Raw genomic sequence first — 20,776 nt, forward strand, 5'->3', positions numbered from 1 at the left:
CCGGTGGGCCGCCGGCCGGGCTCCTGACGCGGTGTTGGCGTCGTCACACGCGTGTGTTGACGGGTTCCTGAGACCGACCGCCCGTCCGGGGGACGTGATGGCCACCACCGGGCGTCAAGAACGCGTCAACGCGGGAGCCGGTGGGCGTCAATCCGCCGTCATCGACCGGTCCGGGGGGACCTCGTTCGGCGCACGATCCCCGGCGGCCCGCCGGAGATCCCCGGCGGGTGAGCACGACCGAGGAGAGTCCCGTGGCCGACCTGGCCTACATCGCGTTGCTGGTGGCGTCCTTCGCCGTCCTCGCGCTCACCCTGCGCGGGATGGAGAAGCTGTGATCGCGACCGTCGTCGAGAACGCGGCCGGGGGCCTGCTCGCCCTGGGCCTGCTGGTGTACCTGGTCATCGCGCTGCTCCGCCCGGAGCGGTTCTGATGGCCGGGCTCGCGCAGGCGGCGGCGCTGGTGGCGCTGCTCGCCGTGACCTGGAAGCCGCTGGGCGACTGGATGGCGCGGGTCTACACCGACACCCGGCACTGGCGGATCGAGCGGCTCGTCTACCGGATCTGCCGCATCGACGCCACGTCCACGCAGCGCTGGACGACCTACGCCGCGGGCGTGCTGGGCTTCTCGTTCGTCTCGATCGTGCTGCTGTACCTGATGCAGCGGCTGCAGGCCTTCCTCCCGCTCGGCTTCGGCCGCGGCACCGACGGCGCCGCCTCGGTGTCCCCGGCGATGGCGTTCAACACCGCGGTGTCGTTCGTGACCAACACGAACTGGCAGTCCTACGTGCCCGAGCAGGTGCTCGGCCACACCGTGCAGATGGCCGGGCTGACCGTGCAGAACGTCGTGTCCGCCGCCGTCGGCATGGCGGTCGCGATCGCGCTGGTCCGCGGTTTCGTGGCCCACGGCGCGACCGGCGACGACGAGGGGGGCCGGATCGGGAACTTCTGGGTCGACCTGACCCGCGGCGTCGTCCGGATCCTGCTGCCGCTCGCCGCCGTCGCCGCGGTCGTGCTCGTCGCCACCGGGGTGGTGCAGTCGCTGCGATCGGGCGTCGACGTGACGACGGTCGACGGCAGCACCCACACCCTGGCGCTCGCCCCGGCCGCCTCGCAGGAGGCGGTCAAGGAGCTCGGCACCAACGGCGGCGGCATCCTCAACGCCAACTCCGCGCACCCCTTCGAGAACCCGAGCCCGCTGTCGAACCTGCTCGAGATCTTCCTGATGCTCGTGATCCCGGTCGCGCTGACCCGCACGTTCGGCGTGCTGGTCGGACGGGTCCGCCAGGGCGTCGTGCTGCTGTCGGTCATGGGCGGGCTGTGGGCGCTGTTCCTCGCCGCGACTTGGCTGGCCGAGCTGCACCCCAACGGCCCGGCCGCGCTCGCCGCGGGCGGGGCGATGGAGGGCAAGGAGGTGCGGTTCGGCATCCCCGGCTCCGCACTGTTCGTCGTGTCCACCACGGGCACGTCCACCGGCGCGGTGAACTCCACCCACGACAGCCTCACCGGCGCGGGCGGTGGCGTCGCGCTGCTGAACATGCTGCTCGGCGAGGTCGCACCCGGCGGCGTCGGCTCCGGGCTCTACGGCCTGCTGGTCCTCGCGGTCATCGCGGTGTTCCTGGCCGGGCTGATGGTCGGGCGCACCCCGGAGTACCTGGGCAAGAAGCTCGGCCGGCGCGAGATCACCTACGCCGCCGTGTCGATCCTGGTCATGCCGGCGTTCGTCCTCATCGGCGCGGGCCTGGCCATCGCGCTGCCGGGCACCGCCGACGCGCTGGGCAACTCGGGGGCGCACGGCTTCTCCGAGGTCCTCTACGCCTGGGCCTCCGCGGCCAACAACAACGGCTCCGCATTCGGCGGGCTCACCGCGACCAGCGACTTCTTCCAGGCCGGTCTGGGGCTGGCCATGCTCTTCGGACGGTTCGTGCCGATGCTGGCGGTGCTGGCGCTCGCCGGCTCGCTGGCCCGCCAGCGCCGCGTCCCGGCCGGTGCCGGGACCCTCCCGACCGACGGGCCGCTGTTCGCCGGCCTGGTCGGCGGCACCGTGCTGCTGGTGTCGGCGCTGACCTTCTTCCCGGCGCTCGCGCTCGGCCCGATCGCCGAGGCCCTGTCGTGACCGCCACCCACCACCACCGTGCCGAGTCGGAGGAATCCGTGTCCGTGACGACCGAGCCGCAGGCGGCGCCGCAGAGCGCGGCGCCTGTCGCCGCCGGGGCGTTCGCGCCGCGCCAGCTCCTGGCCGCCCTGCCCGAGGCACTGCGCAAGCTCGACCCGCGCGTGCAGGCCCGCAACCCGGTCATGTTCGTCGTCTGGGTCGGGTCCGTGCTGGTCACGGTGCTCGCCGTCGCCGACCCGAGCGTATTCGCGGTGCTCGTCGCGGTGTGGCTCTGGTTCACCGTGCTGTTCGCCAACCTCGCCGAGGCCGTCGCCGAGGGACGGGGCAAGGCCCAGGCCGCGTCGCTGCGCGCCACCCAGCGCGACACCGTCGCCCGCCGCCTGCTGGGCACCGACCCGGCCGACCCGGCCGCGGCCGAGGAGCAGGTGCCCGGCGCCACGCTGACGCTCGGCGACCTGGTCGTCGTCGAGGCGGGGGAGACGATCCCCGGTGACGGCGACGTCGTCCACGGCATCGCCTCGGTCGACGAGTCCGCCATCACCGGCGAGTCCGCACCGGTCATCCGGGAGGCGGGCGGCGACCGCTGCGCCGTCACCGGCGGCACCACCGTGCTGTCGGACCGGATCGTCGTGCGGATCACGACGAAGCCGGGGGAGTCCTTCGTCGACCGGATGATCGCCCTGGTCGAGGGCGCCGCCCGGCAGAAGACCCCCAACGAGATCGCGCTGACCATCCTGCTCTCGGCGCTGACGATCATCTTCCTGCTCGCCGTCGTCGCGATCGCGCCGATGAGCGCCTACGCCGGCACCCAGGTGCCGCTGCTGGTGCTCACCGCGCTGCTGGTCTGCCTCATCCCGACCACCATCGGCGCGTTGCTGTCGGCGATCGGCATCGCCGGGATGGACCGGCTGGTGCAGCGCAACGTGCTCGCCACCTCCGGGCACGCCGTCGAGGCCGCGGGCGACGTCGACACCCTGCTGCTCGACAAGACCGGCACCATCACCTTCGGCAACCGGCGCGCCACCGCGCTGCACCCGGTCGGCGGCACCGACCTCGACGAGCTGGCCCGCTCGGCGCGGCTGTCCAGCCTCGCCGACCAGACCCCCGAGGGACGCAGCATCGTCGAGCTCTGCGCCGCCGAGCACGGCCTGCCCCCCGAGGCCGACGCGACCGAGGCCGTCGCCGAGTTCGTGCCCTTCACCGCCCAGACCCGGATGTCGGGCATCGACCTGTCCGGCGGCGTCGTGCGCAAGGGCGCCGCGGCCGCGGTCCTCGACTGGGCCCACGCGGGCGACCGGGCCGAGGTGGACCGGCTGGTGGAGACCATCTCCGACGGCGGCGGCACCCCGCTGGTCGTCGCCAGGGCCTCCGGGCCGACCGGCACCGACGGGCGGGTGCTCGGCGTCATCGAGCTGTCCGACGTCGTGAAACCCGGCATGTCCGAACGGTTCGCCGAGCTGCGCGCGATGGGCATCCGCACCGTCATGGTCACCGGCGACAACCCGCGCACCGCGGCCGCGATCGCCGCGCAGGCCGGCGTCGACGACCACATCGCCGAGGCCACCCCGGAGGACAAGCTCGCCTACATCCGCCGCGAGCAGGAGGGGGGCCGGCTCGTCGCGATGACCGGTGACGGCACCAACGACGCGCCCGCGCTCGCCCAGGCCGACGTCGGCGTCGCCATGAACACCGGAACCTCCGCCGCCAAGGAGGCGGGGAACATGGTGGACCTGGACTCCGACCCGACCAAGCTCATCGAGATCGTCGAGATCGGCAAGCAGCTGCTGATCACCCGCGGCGCGCTGACGACGTTCTCCGTCGCCAACGACCTCGCGAAGTACTTCGCGATCCTGCCGGCGATGTTCGTCGCGCTGTACCCGTCGCTCGGACTGCTCAACGTGATGGGCCTGGCGACGCCGGAGTCCGCGATCCTGTCCGCGGTGATCTTCAACGCGCTCGTCATCGTCGCGCTGATCCCGCTGGCGCTGCGCGGGGTGCGGTACCGGCCGTCGTCGGCGGCGTCGCTGCTGCGGCGGAACCTGCTGATCTACGGCCTCGGCGGGGTCGTCACCCCGTTCGTCGGGATCTTCCTCATCGACCTGCTCGTCCGCTTCGTCCCGGGGATCTGATGCTCACCACCCTGCGCCGCCAGACCGCGACCGGTCTGCGCGTGCTCCTCGTCATGACCGTGCTGTGCGGCATCGTGTACCCGCTCGCGATCTGGGGGGTCGCCCGGATCCCCGGGCTGTCCACCGCCGCGGAGGGCTCGGTGCTGCCGGGCGGGACCGGCTCGTCGCTCATCGGGATCGACCCGGTCGCCGCCGACCCGGCCGCCGACCCGTACTTCCACACCCGGCCCTCGGCGACCGCGGAGGCCGACCTGGGTCTCGGCCCGGCCGACACCACGACCTCCGGGGCGTCCAACAAGGGCGGCTTCGACACCGGGCTGCTGGAGACGGTGCAGCAGCGCCGCGCGGTGATCGCCGCCCGGGAGGGTGTCGCGCCCGCCGCCGTCCCCACCGACGCGGTGACCGCGTCCGCCTCCGGGCTCGACCCCGACATCAGCCCGGCCTACGCCGCGCTCCAGGCACCGCGGGTCGCCCGGGTCACCGGGCTGTCGCTCGACCGGGTGGAACAGCTGGTCGCCGACGCGACCAGCGGCCGCACCCTCGGCTTCCTCGGCGAGCCCAGGGTGAACGTCACCGAACTCAACCTGTCCGTGCGGGACGCGCGGTAGTGGGGCGGGACCACAATGGCCGGGTGAGGGGAGAACTGCGCATCCATCTCGGTGCTGCACCCGGGGTCGGGAAGACCTTCGCCATGCTCGGCGAGGCCCACCGGCGGGTCGGCCGCGGTGCCGACGTGGTCGTCGGCGTCGTCGAGACCCACGGCCGCGAGCGCACCGCCGGGCTGCTCGAGGGACTGGAGGTGGTGCCGCGGCGCACCGTCCTGCACGGCGGCACCGAGCTGCACGAGATGGACGTCGACGCGGTGCTGGCCCGCCGCCCCCAGGTCGCTCTGGTCGACGAGCTCGCCCACACCAACGCGCCCGGCTCGCGCAACGCCAAGCGCTGGCAGGACGTCGAGGAGCTGCTCGATGCCGGCATCGACGTGATCTCCACGGTCAACGTGCAGCACCTGGAGTCCCTCGGCGACGTCGTCGAGACCATCACCGGGGCCCGCCAGCAGGAGACCGTCCCCGACGAGGTGGTGCGCCGCGCCGAGCAGATCGAGATCGTCGACATCACCCCGGAGGCGCTGCGCCGCAGGCTCGCGCACGGCAACGTCTACCCGCCCGAACGCGTCGACGCCGCCCTGGCGCACTACTTCCGGGTCCCCAACCTCGTCGCGCTGCGGGAGCTCGCGCTGCTGTGGATCGCCGACGAGGTGGACGTGGTGCTGCGCCGCTACCGCACCGAGCAGCAGGTGTCCGACGTGTGGGAGACCCGCGAGCGGGTGGTGGTCGCGCTGACCGGCGGCCGGGAGTCCGAGACCGTGCTGCGCCGCGCAGCGCGGATCGCGAAACGCTCCGGCGGCGCCGACCTGATGGCGGTGCACGTGCTGCGCGGCGACGGCCTCGCCGCCACCGGTGTCGGGGCCGCGGACCGGGTCCGGCGGATGGCCGAGGGGGTCGGCGCGAGCTTCCACACCGTCGTCGGGGAGTCCGTCGACGACGCCCTGCTCGACTTCGCCCGCGGGGCCAACGCCACCCAGCTGGTGCTGGGCACCTCCCGGCGCTCCCGGCTGGCCCGGGTGTTCGACCCCGGCATCGGGGCGCGGGTGGTGCAGGAGTCCGGACCGATCGACGTGCACATGGTCACCCACTCCGCCGCCGGGCGGGCCCTGCGGCTGCCGAGGCTGCGCAACGGGCTGCCGGCGGGGCGCCAGGCGCTCGGCTGGGCGACCGCCGTGCTCGCCCCCGCGGCGGCGACCGTGATCGGGATCGCGCTGACCGACTGGGTGGACCTGTCCACCGACGTCGTCCTCTACTTCCTCGCGACCGTGCTCGCCGCGCTGGCGGGCGGGCTCGGTCCGGCGCTGCTCGCCGCGCTGCTCGGAGGGCTGCTGCTGAACTTCTTCCTGTCCCCGCCGCTGTACTCGCTCGCGATCGCCAACCCCGGCAACGTCATCACCGTGTCCACGATGCTGCTGGTGGGGGTGCTGGTGGCGCTCGTCGTCGACCGGGCGGCCCGGCGCGCGGAGCAGGCGGTGCGGGCCAGGGCCGAGGCGGCGCTGCTGGCGTCGTTCGCGCGGACCGTGCTGACCCGGTCCGACCCGCTGCCGCGGCTGCTGGACCGGGTCCGCGAGACCTGGGCGCTGCAGTCGGTGGCCCTGCTCGAGCAGGGCGAGGACCGGGTGTGGCGCCGGGTGGCGTGCACCGGCGACGCCGGGGCGTGCGACCGGCCGGAGAAGGCCGACGTGGACGTCGTCGTCGACGAGGGTCTGCACCTGGTCGGGACCGGCCGGGCCCTGCCCGCCGCCGACCGCAGGCTGCTGGAGGTCGTCGGCGGGCAGGCGCTGCTGGCGCTGCGCGGGCAGCGTGCCGAGGCGGGCGCCGCCGACGCCGAGCGCCGCGCGGCCGCGAACGAGACCCGGGGAGCGCTGCTCTCCGCCGTCGGACACGACCTGCGCAGCCCGCTGACCTCGATCAAGGCCGCCGCGGGCAGCCTGCGCGACGAGCACCTCCCGCTCGGGCCCGACGACCGCGCCGAGCTGCTGGCGACCGTCGAGGAGTCCGCGGACCGGCTCACCGGCCTGGTGGACAACCTGCTCGACTCCTCCCGGCTCGCCGCGGGCGCGGTGACCCCGCTGCTCGCCCCGGTCGGCTACGACGAGGTGGCCGCCACCGCGCTGCTCGGCCTGGAGGGCGCCGACGGGGTCAGGGTCGAGATCGACGAGGACCTGCCCGACGTGCTCGCCGACGCGGGCCTGCTCGACCGGGTGGTCGCCAACGTCGTCGACAACGCGCTGCGGCACGGCGGGACGGAGGTGGTCCTGCGCGCCAGCGCCTACTCCGACCGGGTCGAGCTGCGCGTCGTCGACCGGGGCCGCGGTGTCGCCCCGCGCGAACGCGACGCGCTGTTCGCCGCCTTCCAGCGCCTCGGTGACCGCGCCGCGACGTCCGGGCTCGGCCTGGGCCTGTCCGTGGCGCAGGGGCTGACCGTGGTGATGGGCGGCGAGCTGACCGCGGAGGACACCCCGGGCGGCGGTCTCACCGTGGTCATCTCGCTGCCCGCCGCACCGGTGGGGGCGGCCCGATGAGCGGGGGCGGGAACGGGGTGCGGGTGCTGGTCGTCGACGACGACCCGCAGATCCTGCGGGCCCTGCGGATCAACCTCACCGCGCACGGCTACACGGTGCTCGTCGCCGCGGACGGCTCGGCGGCGCTGCGGGTGGCCGCGGACGGGCACCCGGACGTCGTCGTGCTCGACCTGGGGCTGCCCGACCTCGACGGCACCGAGGTCGTCGAGGGGCTGCGCGGCTGGAGCACGGTGCCGGTGATCGTGCTGTCCGCGCGCACCGACTCCACCGACAAGGTGCGGGCGCTCGACGCCGGCGCCGACGACTACGTCACCAAGCCGTTCGGGATGGCCGAGCTGCTGGCCCGGCTGCGGGCCGCCGTGCGCCGCGCCGCGGTGTCGTCCGTCGACGGCGAGGCCGTGGTGACCACCGCGGACTTCACCGTCGACCTGGCGGCCAAGACGGTCGTGCGCGCCGACGGCGCCGAGGTGCACCTGACCCCGACCGAATGGGGGATCCTGGAGCTGCTGGTGCGCCACCGCGGGAAGCTCGTCGAGCAGAAGCGGCTGCTGCGCGAGGTCTGGGGGCCGCAGTACGGCACCGAGACCCACTACCTGCGGGTCTACCTCGCCCAGCTGCGGCGCAAGCTGGAGCCGGTGCCGTCGCGGCCGAAGTACCTGATCACCGAGGCGGGGATGGGGTACCGGTTCGACGGCTGAGGCGGGGTGTCCCTCAGCGGCCGAAGTCCTGGGTCCAGTAGCCGTCGTCCAGCCCGACGCCGATCGTGGTCAGCGAGCAGTCGAGGATGTTCTTCCGGTGCCCGGGGGACTCCATCCAGTCCGCGACCACGGTCGCCGCGTCCGGCTGTCCCATCGCGATGTTCTCCGCGCCGGGGGAGGCGTAGCCCGCCGCGGTGATGCGGTCGGCGAAGTCGCGCCCGTCGCGGCTGTCGTGGGCGAAGTAGCCCTGGGCCGCCATGTCCTCGCTGTGGCCCTGGGCGGCCGCGCTGATCCGCGGGTCGGCCCGCAGCGCACCGCATCCCGCGGCGGCCCGCTCGGCGTTGGTCAGCGCGACGACCCGGGCGAGCTCACCGGACAGCCCCGCGACGACACTTGTCGCCGACGGGGCCGCCGGGCGGGCCGCGGGGGCCTGGCCGGCGGCGGGGCCGGTCGTCCTCGCGGCGGCCGCGGTGGCCGCGGCCTCGTGCGCGGCGAGCGCGTCGAGTGCGGTGCGGACGGAGGAGCCCGGTGCGGCCGGGGCCGCGGCGAGCGCGCCGCGGACGAGCGCGGCGCCGTCGACGGGGGCGCCGTCGACCGTGAGGCGTGCACCGGTGCCGGTCGGGGCCGTCGTCGCGTACGCGGCACCGACCGCCCGGAGGGGCACGGTGTCGGACGCCCGTCCACCGGCCCGTTCGGCGTCGGTCCAGCCCGCCGCGGTGAGCGCCGGTGCGGCGAGCGGGGCGGCCATGGCCAGCACGGCGCCGGCCCCCACCCCGCCGAGCACGGCGCTCGCGGCGCGCGGTGTGCGTCGTCGGGTCACGGCCGGTAACGTATCAGCACTGTGAGTGGTAACACAGATTCGACCGTTCGGCTGATCGCATGGGTCCAGGGGGAGGTGCAGGGCGTCGGTTTCCGCTGGTGGACGCGGTCGCGGGCGCTCGAGCTCGGCCTCGTCGGCCAGGCCCGCAACCTGTCCGACGGCCGGGTCGCGGTCACCGCGGAGGGTGACCGCGCCTCCTGCGAGCGCCTGCTGGAGCTGCTGCGCGGCGGGGACACCCCGGGACGGGTGACGTCGGTGTCGGAGCAGTGGGCTGAGCCGTCCGGCGCATTCTCCGGGTTCATCGAGGCCTGACCGCTCAGTTCTGTCGGTGCCGGGGTCTACACCTGTGTCCACACCGAAGCTGCCGACACCGATCCCCGGAGGTCCCGATGCCCGTCCAGATGAACCCGTACCTGCACTTCGACGGCCGTGCGCGCGAGGCGATGGAGTTCTACCGGTCCGTGCTGGGCGGGGAGCTACAGGTCATGACCTTCGGTGACATGGGGGCCGAGGGTCCCGTCCCGCCGCCGGACGGCGTGATGCACTCCTACCTCGGCACCCCCGATGGGTTCGCCCTGATGGCGTCCGACGGTGACCCGCAGCGCCCGACCGGGGCACCCTCGGGCATCTCGGTCAGCCTCTCCGGCGACGAACCGGAGAAGCTGCGCGGCTTCTTCGCCGGGCTCGCCGAGGGCGGCGTCGTCGACGTCCCGATGGAGAACCAGATGTGGGGCCGACGAGTTCGGCCCGCTCACCGACCGGTTCGGGGTCCGCTGGCTGGTCAACGCCTCGGCACCGGCCGCCTGAGGTCCCCCGCTACCCTGTGGGCCCCCGCGCACCTGGAGATCCCCGCCCGTGCACCTGAAGACGCTGACGATGAAGGGCTTCAAGTCCTTCGCCTCGGCCACCACGCTGCGCCTGGAACCGGGGATCACCTGCGTCGTCGGGCCGAACGGCTCGGGCAAGTCCAACGTCGTCGACGCGATCAGCTGGGTGCTCGGCGAGCAGGGAGCCAAGGCGCTGCGCGGCGGCAAGATGGAGGACGTGATCTTCGCCGGCACGTCCGGCCGCGCGGCGCTGGGCCGTGCCGAGGTCACCCTCACCATCGACAACTCCGACGGCGCCCTGCCGATCGACTACTCCGAGGTCTCGGTGACCCGGCGGATGTTCCGCGACGGCGCCGGCGAGTACGAGATCAACGGCTCCCGTGCCCGGCTGCTCGACGTGCAGGAGCTGCTCAGCGACTCCGGCATCGGCAGGGAGATGCACGTCATCGTCGGGCAGGGCCAGCTCGACGGGGTGCTGCAGTCCAAGCCGGAGGACCGCCGCTCCTACATCGAGGAGGCGGCCGGGGTCCTCAAGCACCGCAAGCGCAAGGAGAAGGCGCTCCGCAAGCTCGACGCGATGCAGGCCAACCTCACCCGGCTCACCGACCTCACCGCCGAGCTGCGCCGCCAGCTCAAGCCGCTGGGCCGGCAGGCCGAGATCGCCCGCCGCGCCCAGGCCGTGCAGACCGAGCTGCGCGACGCGCGGCTCCGCCTGGCCGCCGACGACTACGTGACCCTGTCCGAGGAGACCCAGCGCGAGGAGGCGTCCCAGGAGCAGGCCCGGCGTCGCCGCGCCGAGGTCGAGGAGCAGCTCGACGTCGCCCGCGAGCGCCAGGAGGAGCTGGAGACCACGCTCGCCGCGGACGCGCCGCGGCTGCAGCTCGCGCAGGACACCTGGTACCAGCTCTCCGCGCTGGCCGAGCGGCTGCGCGGCACCGTGCGCCTCGCCGAGGAACGCGTCCGCCACCTCACCTCCTCGGCCGAGGCCGGGCGCACCCCCGGCCGGGACCCGGACGAGACCGAGGCCGAGGCCGACGCGATCGCCGAGCAGGAGGAGGAGCTGGTCGCCGCCGTCGCCGAGGCCCGGCGCCGGCTCGACGAGGTCGTGACCGAGAAGGCCGAGCGCGAGCGGACCCTCGCCGCCGCCGAACGCGAGCACCTGGCCGCCGTGCGCGCCATCGCCGACCGTCGTGCCGGGATCGCCACCCTCGCCGGGAAGGCCGACGCGCTGCGCTCCGGCGTCGCCGCGACCGCCGAGGAGATCGAGCGGCTGTCCGAGGCGCTCGCCGAGGCGGGCGCCCGCACCGCCGAGGCCGAGGCCGAGCTGGAGACCGCGCGGGAGTCCCTCGGCGTCTCCGGGGACGCGGCCGACACCGACGCGCTGGCCACGCGGGTCGAGCAGGCCGAGGCCGCGCACCGCAGCGCTGCCGAGCGGGTCGCCGAGCTGGTCGCCGCCGAACGCGACGCCGAGCAGCGCCGCGCGCACTGGCGGGCCCGGGTCGACGCCCTGCAGGTCGGCCTGGTCCGCCGTGACGGCACCGGCGCCCTGCTGGACTCCGGCGCCGACGGCGTGCTCGGCGCCGTCGCCGAGCTCGTCGAGGTCGAGCCGTCCGGCCGCGCCGCGGTCGCCGCGGCGCTGGGCGAGCTCGCCGAGGGCGTCGCCGTCGCCTCCGTGGTGTCTGCGGCCGACGCGCTGCGGTCCCTGCGCCGTGGCGACGCCGGCCGGGCCGCGCTGCTCGTCGGCGCCGGGGCCGCCGGGGCCGACCGTTCCGCGGGGCGGGTGCCGGTCCCGGTCCCCGATGGCGACCCGCCCGCCGGGCGCTGGGCGGCCGCGCTGGTCACCGCACCGCCCGCGCTCGCCCCGGCGCTGGGTGAGCTGCTGGCCGGGGTGGTCGTCGTCGACGGTCTGGACACCGCGGCCACCGCCGTGGGGGCCCGGCCGGGGCTGACCGCGGTCACGACCGAAGGGGACCTGCTCACCGCACACGCCGCACGCGGAGGCACCGGCGCCGGGGAGGGCGCGCTGCAGCTGCAGGCCGCCGTCGACGACGCGCTGGCCGCACGCGACGCCGTCGACGCCGAGCTGGAGTCGCTGCGCCCCACCCTCGACGGTGCCCGCGCCGAGGAGGCCGCCCGCGGCACCGACCTGGCCGCGGCCCGCGCCGCGGTCGCCGACGCCGACCGTCGCCGCGCGGCCGCCGCCGCCCAGCTCGGGCGGCTCGAACAGGTCGTCACCTCGGCCCGCGCCGAGGCCCAGCGGCTGCGCGAGCGCCGCGACACCGTGGAGCGGCGGCGGTCGGACTCGCTGATCGAGCTGGAGGCCGCCGAGCACCAGCTGTCCCTGGCCTCCGATGCCCCGGTCGACGACGAGCCCGACACCGAGCTGCGCGACGAGGCCGCCGAGCGCGTGGAGGAGGTCCGCTCCGAGGAGGTCGAGTGCCGCCTCGCGCTGCGCACGGCCGAGGAGCGGGCCCGCGCCATCGCCGGGCGCGCGGAGACCCTGCGCCGCCAGGCGCACGGCGAGCGCGTCGCCCGGTCCCGGGCCGCCGCCGCGGCCGCCGAACGGGAGCGGGCCTCGGAGGTCGCCCGCCTCGTCGTCGACGCCGGGCACGTCGCCGCCGAGCGGATCGAACGCTCGCTGGCCGCCGCGGCCGCGGAGCGCGACGAGATCCAGGCAGCCCGCGCCGAACGGGAGCGCGCGCACGCCGAGGCACGCGACACCACCACGAAGCTGACCGCGCTGCTGGAGAAGCTCACCGACGCCGTCCACCGCGACGAGATGGTGCGCCAGCAGACCCGGATGCGGCTGGAGCAGCTGACCGAGAAGATCCTCGGCGACCACGGCATCGGCGTCGACGACCTCGTTGCCGAGTACGGGCCCGAGGTCCCGGTGCCGCCGTCGGCCGACGAGACCGCCGAGTACGAGGCCGCCCGCGAGCGCGGCGAGCAGGTGTCCGCGCCGCCGCCGGTCCCGTTCGACCGGCCCACCCAGGAACGCCGCCTCAAGCGAGCGGAGAAGGACCTGTCGCTGCTCGGCAAGGTCAACCCGCTCGCGCTGGAGGAGTTCGCGGCGCTGGAGGAGCGCTACAAGTTCCTGTCCACCCAGCTCGAGGACCTCAAGAACACCCGGCGTGACCTGCTCACCGTCGTCCGCGAGGTCGACGACAAGATCCTCGAGGTCTTCACCACCGCCTACCACGACGTCGCCGCCGAGTTCGAGACCGTGTTCGCGACGCTGTTCCCCGGTGGCGACGGCCGGCTCGTGCTCACCGACCCCGACGACATGCTCACCACCGGCATCGAGGTCGAGGCCCGCCCGCCCGGCAAGAAGGTCAAGCGGCTGTCGCTGCTGTCCGGTGGCGAGCGCTCGCTCACCGCGATGGCGCTGCTCGTCGCGATCTTCCGCGCCCGTCCCTCGCCGTTCTACGTGCTCGACGAGATCGAGGCGGCCCTCGACGACGTCAACCTGCGCCGGCTCATCTCGCTGATGGAGGAGCTGCGCACGACCAGCCAGCTCATCGTCATCACCCACCAGAAGCCGACGATGGAGGTCGCCGACGCCCTCTACGGCGTCTCCATGCGGGGCGACGGCATCACCCAGGTCATCTCCCAGCGCCTGCGACCCGCCTCCTGACCTGCTGACCGGCCCGTCCTGCGCGGCGCGTCGACCGGGCGTGGCAGGGTGGCGTCGTGACCACGCAGACCCTCTGGATCGTCGTCGCGATCGTCGTGGCGGTGTTGCTGATCGCCGTCGTCGCAGGGCTGGTGATCGCCCGCCGACGGCGCATCAGCCTGCGGTCCGACGAGCAGCAGCGCGAGCTCGGGACCGGTACCGACGAGCCACCGCGCACCGGCGGCGGCTACCAGGCCGGGAGCGGGTTCGCCTTCTCCTCCGGGACGGCCACCGCACCCGAGCGGCCGCGCGCCCCCGGCGACGACGCACCGACCGCCGCCACCCCGACCGCCACCCCGTCCGCCCCGGCGTCGCCCGCCGACGCCGCCGCCGACGCACCGACGGCCGCCACACCGACCACCACCCCGTCCGCCCCGGAGGCCCCCGCCGAGGCCGCCGACGCGCCGACCGCCGACGAGGTCCGCACCCCGCCCGGTGGCACCCCCGTCGTCGACGGCGCCACCGAGGCCCGCACGCCGCCCCGCGGCGTCCCGGTCAGCACCGCACCGCCGGTCCCGTCGACCGCGCCGCCCAGCAGCCCGCCTGTCCCGACCGAGCAGACCGGGACCGTCACCGGCACCCCGGACGCCCGCGTCATCGACACGGCCGAGGCCAGCAAGGACCCGGCCACCCGGCAGCTCCGCCGCCCCGAGGGCCCCGCCGGGACCGCCGGGGCCGCCGGGGCCGCCGGGACCGCCGGGGCCGACGCACCCGCGGCGAGCGCGCCCACCCAGCCGGTCGCCCGCCCGGAGGCCGCGCCCCCGCCGGCAGCACCCCCCGCGCCGTCCGCGCCGACCGAGCCGGTCGCGCGCCCGGGGACGCCGGACACGCAGGCCCCCGGCACCCCCACCGAGGAGATCGCCCCGGCCGAGGGCCGGATCGGCCGGCTGCGCGGCAGGCTGTCCCGGTCGCGCTCCGGGCTCGGCCAGAGCCTTCTGGGCCTGCTCGGCGCCGGCGACCTCGACGAGGAGTCGTGGGAGGACGTCGAGGCCACCCTGCTGCAGGCCGACCTGGGGCCCGAGACGACCGCCGAGATCGTCGACGCGCTGCGCGAGCAGATCGCCACCCGTGGTGTCCGCACCGCCGAGCAGGCCCGCGCCGCCCTGCGTGACGTGCTCGTCGAGGCCCTCGGCACCGGCCAGGACCGCTCCGTGCACGCCCTGCCGCACGACGGGCGCCCCGCGGTGCTGCTGATCGTCGGGGTCAACGGCACCGGCAAGACCACCACCACCGGCAAGCTGGCCCGGGTGCTGGTCGCCGGGGGGCACCGGGTGACCCTGGGCGCGGCCGACACCTTCCGGGCCGCCGCCGCCGAGCAGCTCGTCACCTGGGGTGAGCGCTCCGGGGCGGGCGTCGTCCGCGGGCCCGAGGGCGCCGACCCGGCCTCGGTCGCCTTCGACGCCGTCACGCGCGGCACCGACGACGGCGTCGACGCCGTCCTGCTCGACACCGCCGGCCGGCTGCACACCAAGACCGGGCTGATGGACGAGCTCGGCAAGGTCAAGCGCGTCGTCGAGAAGCAGGCCCGGGTCGACGAGGTCCTGCTCGTCCTCGACGCCACCACCGGCCAGAACGGGCTGACCCAGGCCCGGGTGTTCGGCGAGGTCGTCGACGTCACCGGGGTGGTGCTCACCAAGCTCGACGGCACGGCCAAGGGCGGCATCGTGTTCCGCGTCCAGCGCGAGCTGGGCGTGCCGGTCAAGCTCGTCGGGCTCGGTGAGGGCCCCGACGACCTGGCCCCGTTCGAGCCCGCCGCGTTCGTCGAGGCACTGCTCGACTGAGGTAGTGGCGCGGGTCGCCCTCCCGGACGACCCGCGCCGTGCGCCACGTCACGAACCGGACCATTCGGATGACCTTCGGTCCTCCGGATCCGGTTGAGTAACGCAACCGTCATCTTGCTCGGCGCCCTGTTAACCGGTGCGAAACGGACAGGCGTCGAATGCGAAACACGCGATCATCATTCTTCCTCCCCAGTCAGCCAGATGGACGGACATGGGAGGAACAGTGCCTGCAGAGGCCCTCAGCGGCGGCGATACCGCCTGGATTCTGGCGAGCGCCGCGCTCGTACTGCTCATGACACCGGGGGTCGCGCTGTTCTACGGCGGCCAGGCCCGGTCCAAGAGCGTGCTGAACATGATGATGATGTGCTTCAGCTCGCTGGGCCTCGTCGGTGTTCTCTGGATCCTGTTCGGCTACTCGATGACCTTCGGCCCGGACCTCGGCGGCGGTCTGCTGGGCGACCCGTTCGCCTACTTCGGCCTCACCTCGATCCTGGCGAACGACCAGGCCACCGAGACGCTGCCGCAGCTGGCCTTCGTCAGCTTCCAGGCAATGTTCGCGATCCTGACGGTCGCGCTGATCGCAGGTGCCGCCGCCGACCGCATGAAGTTCGGCGCGTGGATGCTCTTCTCCGGCCTGTGGGCCGTCCTGGTGTACTTCCCGATCGCGCACTGGGTCTTCGACCTGGAGCAGGGCTGGATCGCCACCTCGCTGGGCGCGCTCGACTTCGCCGGTGGCACCGCCGTCCACATCAACGCCGGTATGGCAGCCCTGGTCCTCTGCATCATCCTGGGCAAGCGCCGCGGCTGGCCGCGTGAGGCCATGCGCCCGCACAACCTGACCATGGTCATGCTCGGTGCCGGTCTGCTCTGGTTCGGCTGGTTCGGCTTCAACGCCGGTTCCTCCGGTGCTGCCGACTGGGCCGCCGCCTACGCCTTCACCAACACCATCGCCGCCACCGCCGCCGCCATCCTCGGCTGGCTGCTGATCGAGAAGATCCGCTACGGCAAGGCCACCTCGCTCGGCGCCGCCTCCGGCATCGTCGCGGGTCTGGTCGCGATCACCCCGGCCTGTGCCTCGGTCTCCCCGCTCGGTGCGCTCGCCATCGGTGTCCTCGCCGGTGCGCTGTCGGCCTACGCGGTCGGCTGGAAGTACAAGCTCGGCTACGACGACTCGTTCGACGTCGTCGGCGTCCACCTCGTCGCCGGCCTCTGGGGCACCCTGGCCATCGGCTTCTTCGCCACCGACATCGCCCCCGACGAGACCAACGGCCTGTTCTACGGCGGTGGCGTCGACCAGCTCTGGCGCCAGGCCGTGGCCGCGCTCGCCACGCTGATCTACTGCGGCATCGTGACCGCGATCATCGCGCTCATCGTCAAGGCCACCCTCGGCCTGCGCGTCGAGGACGAGGCCGAGCAGGCCGGCATCGACGAGGCGGAGCACGCCGAGACCGGCTACGAGTTCTCCGGCCTGCGCGGCGGCAGCGGCATCGGCTCCTCGCCGAAGCCCGCCACCGAGGCGAAGGCCACCCCCGCCGCGAAGCAGGAGGTCTGATCCGTGAAGCTCGTGACCGCCATCGTCAAGCCGTTCGTCCTCGAGGACGTCAAGGGCGCCCTGGAGCAGATCGGCGTGCTCGGTCTGACCATCAGCGAGGTCCAGGGCTACGGCCGCCAGAAGGGCCACACCGAGGTCTACCGGGGCGCTGAGTACTCGGTCGACTTCGTGCCGAAGGTCCGCGTCGAGGTCGTGGTCGACGACACGCTGCAGGACAAGGTCGTCGACGCGGTCGTCGAGGCCGCCCGCACCGGCAAGATCGGTGACGGCAAGGTCTGGGTGACCCCGGTCGAGACCGTGGTCCGCGTCCGCACCGGGGAACGCGGCGCCGACGCCATCTGATCGACGAATTCCTCGCGACGGCCCGTCGCGCTCCCTTCCCGGAGTGCGGCGGGCCGTCCGCCGTCCAGGCTCGAAACGGACATCACGACATGTATGCGGTCGACTATTCGAACGAACAGGAAGCGGGTGGCGCAGGGCGATGACGGTCCTGGGGTCGGGCGAAGCGGCGGACCTGGTCAAGGCGAAAGCGGTCCTCCTGGAATCCAACGGCCGGCACCACCACGGCCCGGAGGCGTTACGGGCCGCGCTGGTCGACCTGCACGACTTCTGGCTCTCCTCCCGATGCGCCGCACTCGGGGTCGGCGGTGAGGGGAGCGGGACGGCGCTGGCGGCCGTCGGCGCGCTCGGCCGGCGCGAGCTCTGCCCGTGGTCCGACCTCGACCTCGTGCTCCTGCGCGACGGCCGGACCGACGTCGACACGCTCGCCGAGAAGCTCTGGTACCCGCTCTGGGACGCCGGGATCGGTCTCGACCACTCGGTGCGCACGCCCGGCCAGGCCGTCCAGGTCGCGGCGACCGACCTGCGGGCGGCCTTCGGGCTGCTGGAGCTGCGGCACGTCGCCGGGGACGCTGCGCTCACCGGCAAGGTCCGCGACGCCGTCCGCACGGCCTGGCGGGCCGGGATGCGCAGTCGCTTCGACGAGATCGTCGACACCACCACCGACCGCTGGCAGCGCAACGGCGACGTCGCCCACCGCGTCGAGCCGGACCTGAAGAACGGCCACGGCGGCCTGCGGGACGTGCAGCTGCTCGATGCCCTGGCCACCGCCCAGCTCGTCGACCGGCCGGGGGCCGACGTCGTCGCCGCCCGGTCGCTGCTGCTGGACGTGCGCACCGAGCTGCACCGGCTGTCCGGGCGGGCCCGCGACGTCCTGCGGGCCCAGGAGGCCGACGAGATCGCCGCGACCCTCGACGTCGGTGACCGTTTCGACCTGGCCCGTGCCCTGTCCGGGGCGGCCCGCGCGGTCGCCTTCGCGACCGAGGTCGGGCTGCGCCAGGCCCGCAACGCGTTGCCCCGCCGGGGACTCGCCGCGCTCCGCCGCGCGCCGGTGCGCCGGCCGCTGGACTCCGGCGTCGTCGAGCACGCGGGGGAGGTCGGGCTCGCCCGCGACGCGTCGGCGACGAAGGACCCGGCCCTGGTCCTGCGGGTCGCCGCCACCGCCGCCCGCACCGGGCTGCCGATCTCGGCGGGCGCCCTGTCCCGGCTCGCCGACACCGCCCCCGAGCTGCGCGCGCCGTGGCCGCGGACCGCGCTGGCCGAGCTGCTCGCCCTGCTCGGGACCGGCAAGGCGGCCGTCGCGGTGATCGAGTCGCTGGACCGCACCGGGCTGTGGGGACGGCTGTTCCCCGAGTGGGGCGCGGTCCGTGACCTGCCGCCGCGGGACCGCACGCACGTCTGGACCGTCGACCGTCACCTCGTCGAGGTCTGCGCCGAGGCCGCCCGGCTCACCACCCGGGTGGCGCGTCCGGACCTGTTGCTGGTCGGGGCGCTCCTGCACGACATCGGCAAGGGCCGCGGCGGCGACCACTCGGTGGTGGGGGAGTCGCTGGTCGGTCAGATCGGTGAGCGGCTCGGTCTGCGCGAGGGTGACCTCGTGCTGCTGGCGGCGATGGTGCGCCACCACCTGCTGCTGCCGCACACCGCGACCCGTCGCGACCCGGAGGACCCGGCGACGGTGTCGCGGGTGCTGGACACGCTGCGCGAGGCGGTCGCCCCCGGCGGCCGGGGCGACGCCGACGTGGCGCTGCTCGTCGAGCTGCTCGACGCCCTGGCCGAGGCCGACTCGCTGGGCACCGGGCCCGGCGTCTGGACCCCGTGGCGGCGGACCCTGATCCACGGGCTGGCCGGGCGCTGCCTGTCCGCGCTCGACGGCCGTCCGTTCGTCGAGCCCGGTCCGCCGGATCCGGCCCACCACGAGATGGTCGAGGCCGTGGCGGAGGGGGGACCGCAGGTCCGCTTCACCGGCGACGGCGACGTCTCCTCGGTCACCGTCGCGCTGCCCGACGGGCGGGGGGTGCTCTCGGCCGTCGCCGGGGTGCTCGCCCTGCACTCGCTGCAGGTGCACACCGCCGACGTGACGGTGTCCGACGGGGTGACGGTCGAGACGTTCGCGGTGACCCCGCGGTTCGGCGGTCTGCCCGATCCGGCGCTGGTCCGCTCGGACCTGACGCGGGTGCGTGCCGGAACCCTGGACCTGGCGCAGGCGCTGGCGCGCAAGGAGCGCGACTACGCGCCGTCGACGCCGGAGGTGGAACGGACCGCCCCGCCCCGGGTGCTGTGGTTCGACGACGAGGCCACCGGGGCGGTCGTGCTGGAGCTGCGCGGCACCGACCGCATCGGGCTGCTCCACCACGTCACCGCCGCGCTCGAACGGGCCGGGGTGGACCTCGTCTGGGCCCGGGTCGAGACGCTCGGCGCCTCGGTCGTCGACTCCTTCGGCATCGGCGGGTCCCCGGACGGGGCGGCCCGCGCCGCCATCGAGTCCGCGGTCCTCACGGTCGCCGCCGGGCAGGGCGAGGCCCACACGGGCACGTGACGCAGCACGGTGCGGCGCGGCGCGGTGTGAACGGAACGATTCGGGCGACCGGACCGTTTCACCACACATGACCACCGCCCGTGCCGTGCCGACCGGCGCCGTCCCGCCGAACCGCGACACCGAGCACCGCCCCGCCGACCCCGGTCCGCCCGGCGGCCCCGGCGCGGCGCCGCGCGTCGGCCCGGTGGCCGGCACCCCGTCCGGCGACGATCCGGCGGCGCCGCTGGTCGTCGTACTGCCGGGGCGGTCGCTGCTGCTGGTCGCGGGCCTGCCGGGAGCGGGGAAGTCCACCCTGCTCGCCGGGCTCGACGCGCCGGCGGACACCCGGGTCCTCGACTCGGGGGCCACCCGGGCCACGCTGGCGCGGCTGCTCCCGGCCGCGACGCCGTATCCGGCGTACCGGTGGCTGACCCACCTGGCCCACCGCGCGTCGGTGGTCACGGCGGTGCTCGGGCCCGCGGGCACCGTCGTCGTCCACCTGCCCGCGACCTCGCCGCGGGTACGGGCCGCAGTGCGGGCACTGGCCAGGCTCGGCCGCCGCGCGCCGCACCTGCTGTGGCTCGACACCACCCCCGACCAGGCACTCGACGGCCAGCACGCCCGGGGACGGGTGGTCCGCTCGCGCCCGTTCGCGACGCACGCGCGGCGCGCCCGCGACACCGTCGACGCCCTGCGGGCGGGCACCGAGACCGGCTGGTCCTCGGTCCGCCGCACCGATCGCTCCGGTGCCCGTGGGGGACTGGCACTGGCCAAGTAGGCTGGTAAGGGTGTTCGACTCCCTCTCCGAGCGGCTCGGATCCACGCTGCGCGACCTGCGCGGCAAGGGCCGGCTCTCCGACGCCGACATCGACGCCACCGCGCGCGAGATCCGGATCGCGCTGCTGGAGGCGGACGTCGCCCTGCCGGTGGTCCGCGGTTTCATCGCGCGGATCAAGGAGCGGGCCAAGGGGACGGAGGTCTCCCAGGCCCTGAACCCGGCCCAGCAGGTCGTCAAGATCGTCAACGAGGAGCTCGTCGCGATCCTCGGCGGCGAGACGCGGCGGCTGAACCTGGCCAAGGAACCGCCGACGGTCATCATGCTGGCCGGTCTGCAGGGCGCCGGGAAGACGACCCTGGCCGGCAAGCTCGCCCGCTGGCTCCGGGGCCAGGGCCACACCCCGCTGCTCGTGGCGT

15 protein-coding genes and 1 pseudogene are annotated in these 20,776 nt (G+C 74.8%); 15 read left to right on the forward strand and 1 reads right to left on the reverse strand.

Going from position 1 to position 20,776, the window contains the following annotated elements; genetic code table 11:
• Positions 1-331 precede the first annotated feature (331 nt).
• The 6 genes from kdpF to KPL59_RS09160 are packed head-to-tail and all read left to right on the forward strand — an operon-like array spanning position 332 to position 8,072.
• Positions 332-430 (forward strand): K(+)-transporting ATPase subunit F, encoded by a 99-nt coding sequence (kdpF, locus tag KPL59_RS09135; RefSeq protein WP_020624320.1) that lies wholly within the window; start codon positions 332-334, stop codon positions 428-430.
• The gene (kdpA, locus tag KPL59_RS09140; protein ID WP_226360524.1) at positions 430-2,112 is read left to right on the forward strand and encodes a potassium-transporting ATPase subunit KdpA; all 1,683 of its coding nucleotides are present in this window, start codon (positions 430-432) and stop codon (positions 2,110-2,112) included. The genes kdpF and kdpA overlap by 1 nt, the downstream gene beginning before the upstream one ends.
• A 38-nt stretch (positions 2,113-2,150) precedes the next feature.
• Positions 2,151-4,241 carry a potassium-transporting ATPase subunit KdpB gene (kdpB, locus tag KPL59_RS09145; RefSeq protein WP_308187851.1) on the forward strand — a complete coding sequence of 697 codons (2,091 nt, stop codon included), beginning with the start codon at positions 2,151-2,153 and terminating at the stop codon, positions 4,239-4,241.
• Entirely contained in the window at positions 4,241-4,849 is a 609-nt protein-coding gene (locus KPL59_RS09150) for a potassium-transporting ATPase subunit C (RefSeq protein ID WP_226352500.1), read from the forward strand. Before kdpB ends, KPL59_RS09150 begins: the two co-directional genes overlap by 1 nt.
• Positions 4,850-4,872: 23 nt before the next feature.
• The gene (locus KPL59_RS09155; RefSeq protein WP_226360525.1) at positions 4,873-7,374 is read left to right on the forward strand and encodes a DUF4118 domain-containing protein; all 2,502 of its coding nucleotides are present in this window, start codon (positions 4,873-4,875) and stop codon (positions 7,372-7,374) included.
• A complete protein-coding gene (locus KPL59_RS09160; protein ID WP_043275999.1) occupies positions 7,371-8,072 on the forward strand; it encodes a response regulator in 702 nt (233 codons plus the stop codon). The genes KPL59_RS09155 and KPL59_RS09160 overlap by 4 nt, the downstream gene beginning before the upstream one ends.
• A 13-nt stretch (positions 8,073-8,085) precedes the next feature.
• On the opposite strand, the gene KPL59_RS09165 is transcribed toward KPL59_RS09160, so the two are convergent.
• Positions 8,086-8,892, reverse strand: a complete 807-nt coding sequence (locus tag KPL59_RS09165) for a CAP domain-containing protein (protein ID WP_226360526.1) — start codon at positions 8,890-8,892, stop codon at positions 8,086-8,088.
• Between the two features lie 21 nt (positions 8,893-8,913).
• Between KPL59_RS09165 and KPL59_RS09170 the strand changes: the two genes are divergently transcribed.
• From KPL59_RS09170 to KPL59_RS09210, 9 genes and pseudogenes are all read left to right on the forward strand, one after another.
• Positions 8,914-9,204 carry an acylphosphatase gene (locus KPL59_RS09170; protein ID WP_226352497.1) on the forward strand — a complete coding sequence of 97 codons (291 nt, stop codon included), beginning with the start codon at positions 8,914-8,916 and terminating at the stop codon, positions 9,202-9,204.
• A gap of 131 nt (positions 9,205-9,335) precedes the next feature.
• Positions 9,336-9,575: pseudogene (locus tag KPL59_RS37480) on the forward strand (VOC family protein); the annotation flags it as partial.
• A 172-nt stretch (positions 9,576-9,747) separates the two neighbouring features.
• Positions 9,748-13,353 carry a chromosome segregation protein SMC gene (gene smc, locus KPL59_RS09180; RefSeq protein ID WP_226360527.1) on the forward strand — a complete coding sequence of 1,202 codons (3,606 nt, stop codon included), beginning with the start codon at positions 9,748-9,750 and terminating at the stop codon, positions 13,351-13,353.
• Between the two features lie 56 nt (positions 13,354-13,409).
• Positions 13,410-15,173 carry a signal recognition particle-docking protein FtsY gene (gene ftsY, locus KPL59_RS09185; protein ID WP_226360528.1) on the forward strand — a complete coding sequence of 588 codons (1,764 nt, stop codon included), beginning with the start codon at positions 13,410-13,412 and terminating at the stop codon, positions 15,171-15,173.
• Between the two features lie 223 nt (positions 15,174-15,396).
• The gene (locus KPL59_RS09190) at positions 15,397-16,725 is read left to right on the forward strand and encodes an ammonium transporter (RefSeq protein WP_226360529.1); all 1,329 of its coding nucleotides are present in this window, start codon (positions 15,397-15,399) and stop codon (positions 16,723-16,725) included.
• Between the two features lie 3 nt (positions 16,726-16,728).
• Entirely contained in the window at positions 16,729-17,067 is a 339-nt protein-coding gene (locus KPL59_RS09195; protein WP_020624117.1) for a P-II family nitrogen regulator, read from the forward strand.
• Between the two features lie 139 nt (positions 17,068-17,206).
• Entirely contained in the window at positions 17,207-19,603 is a 2,397-nt protein-coding gene (locus tag KPL59_RS09200) for a [protein-PII] uridylyltransferase (protein WP_226360530.1), read from the forward strand.
• A 67-nt stretch (positions 19,604-19,670) separates the two neighbouring features.
• Positions 19,671-20,360 (forward strand): AAA family ATPase, encoded by a 690-nt coding sequence (locus tag KPL59_RS09205; RefSeq protein WP_226360531.1) that lies wholly within the window; start codon positions 19,671-19,673, stop codon positions 20,358-20,360.
• Between the two features lie 10 nt (positions 20,361-20,370).
• The coding region (locus KPL59_RS09210; RefSeq protein ID WP_226360532.1) for a signal recognition particle receptor subunit alpha at positions 20,371-20,776 on the forward strand (406 nt) is incomplete at its 3' end.

It is taken from the genome of Pseudonocardia sp. ICBG1142 (assembly GCF_020496255.1).
Classification (GTDB): Bacteria; Actinomycetota; Actinomycetes; order Mycobacteriales; family Pseudonocardiaceae; genus Pseudonocardia.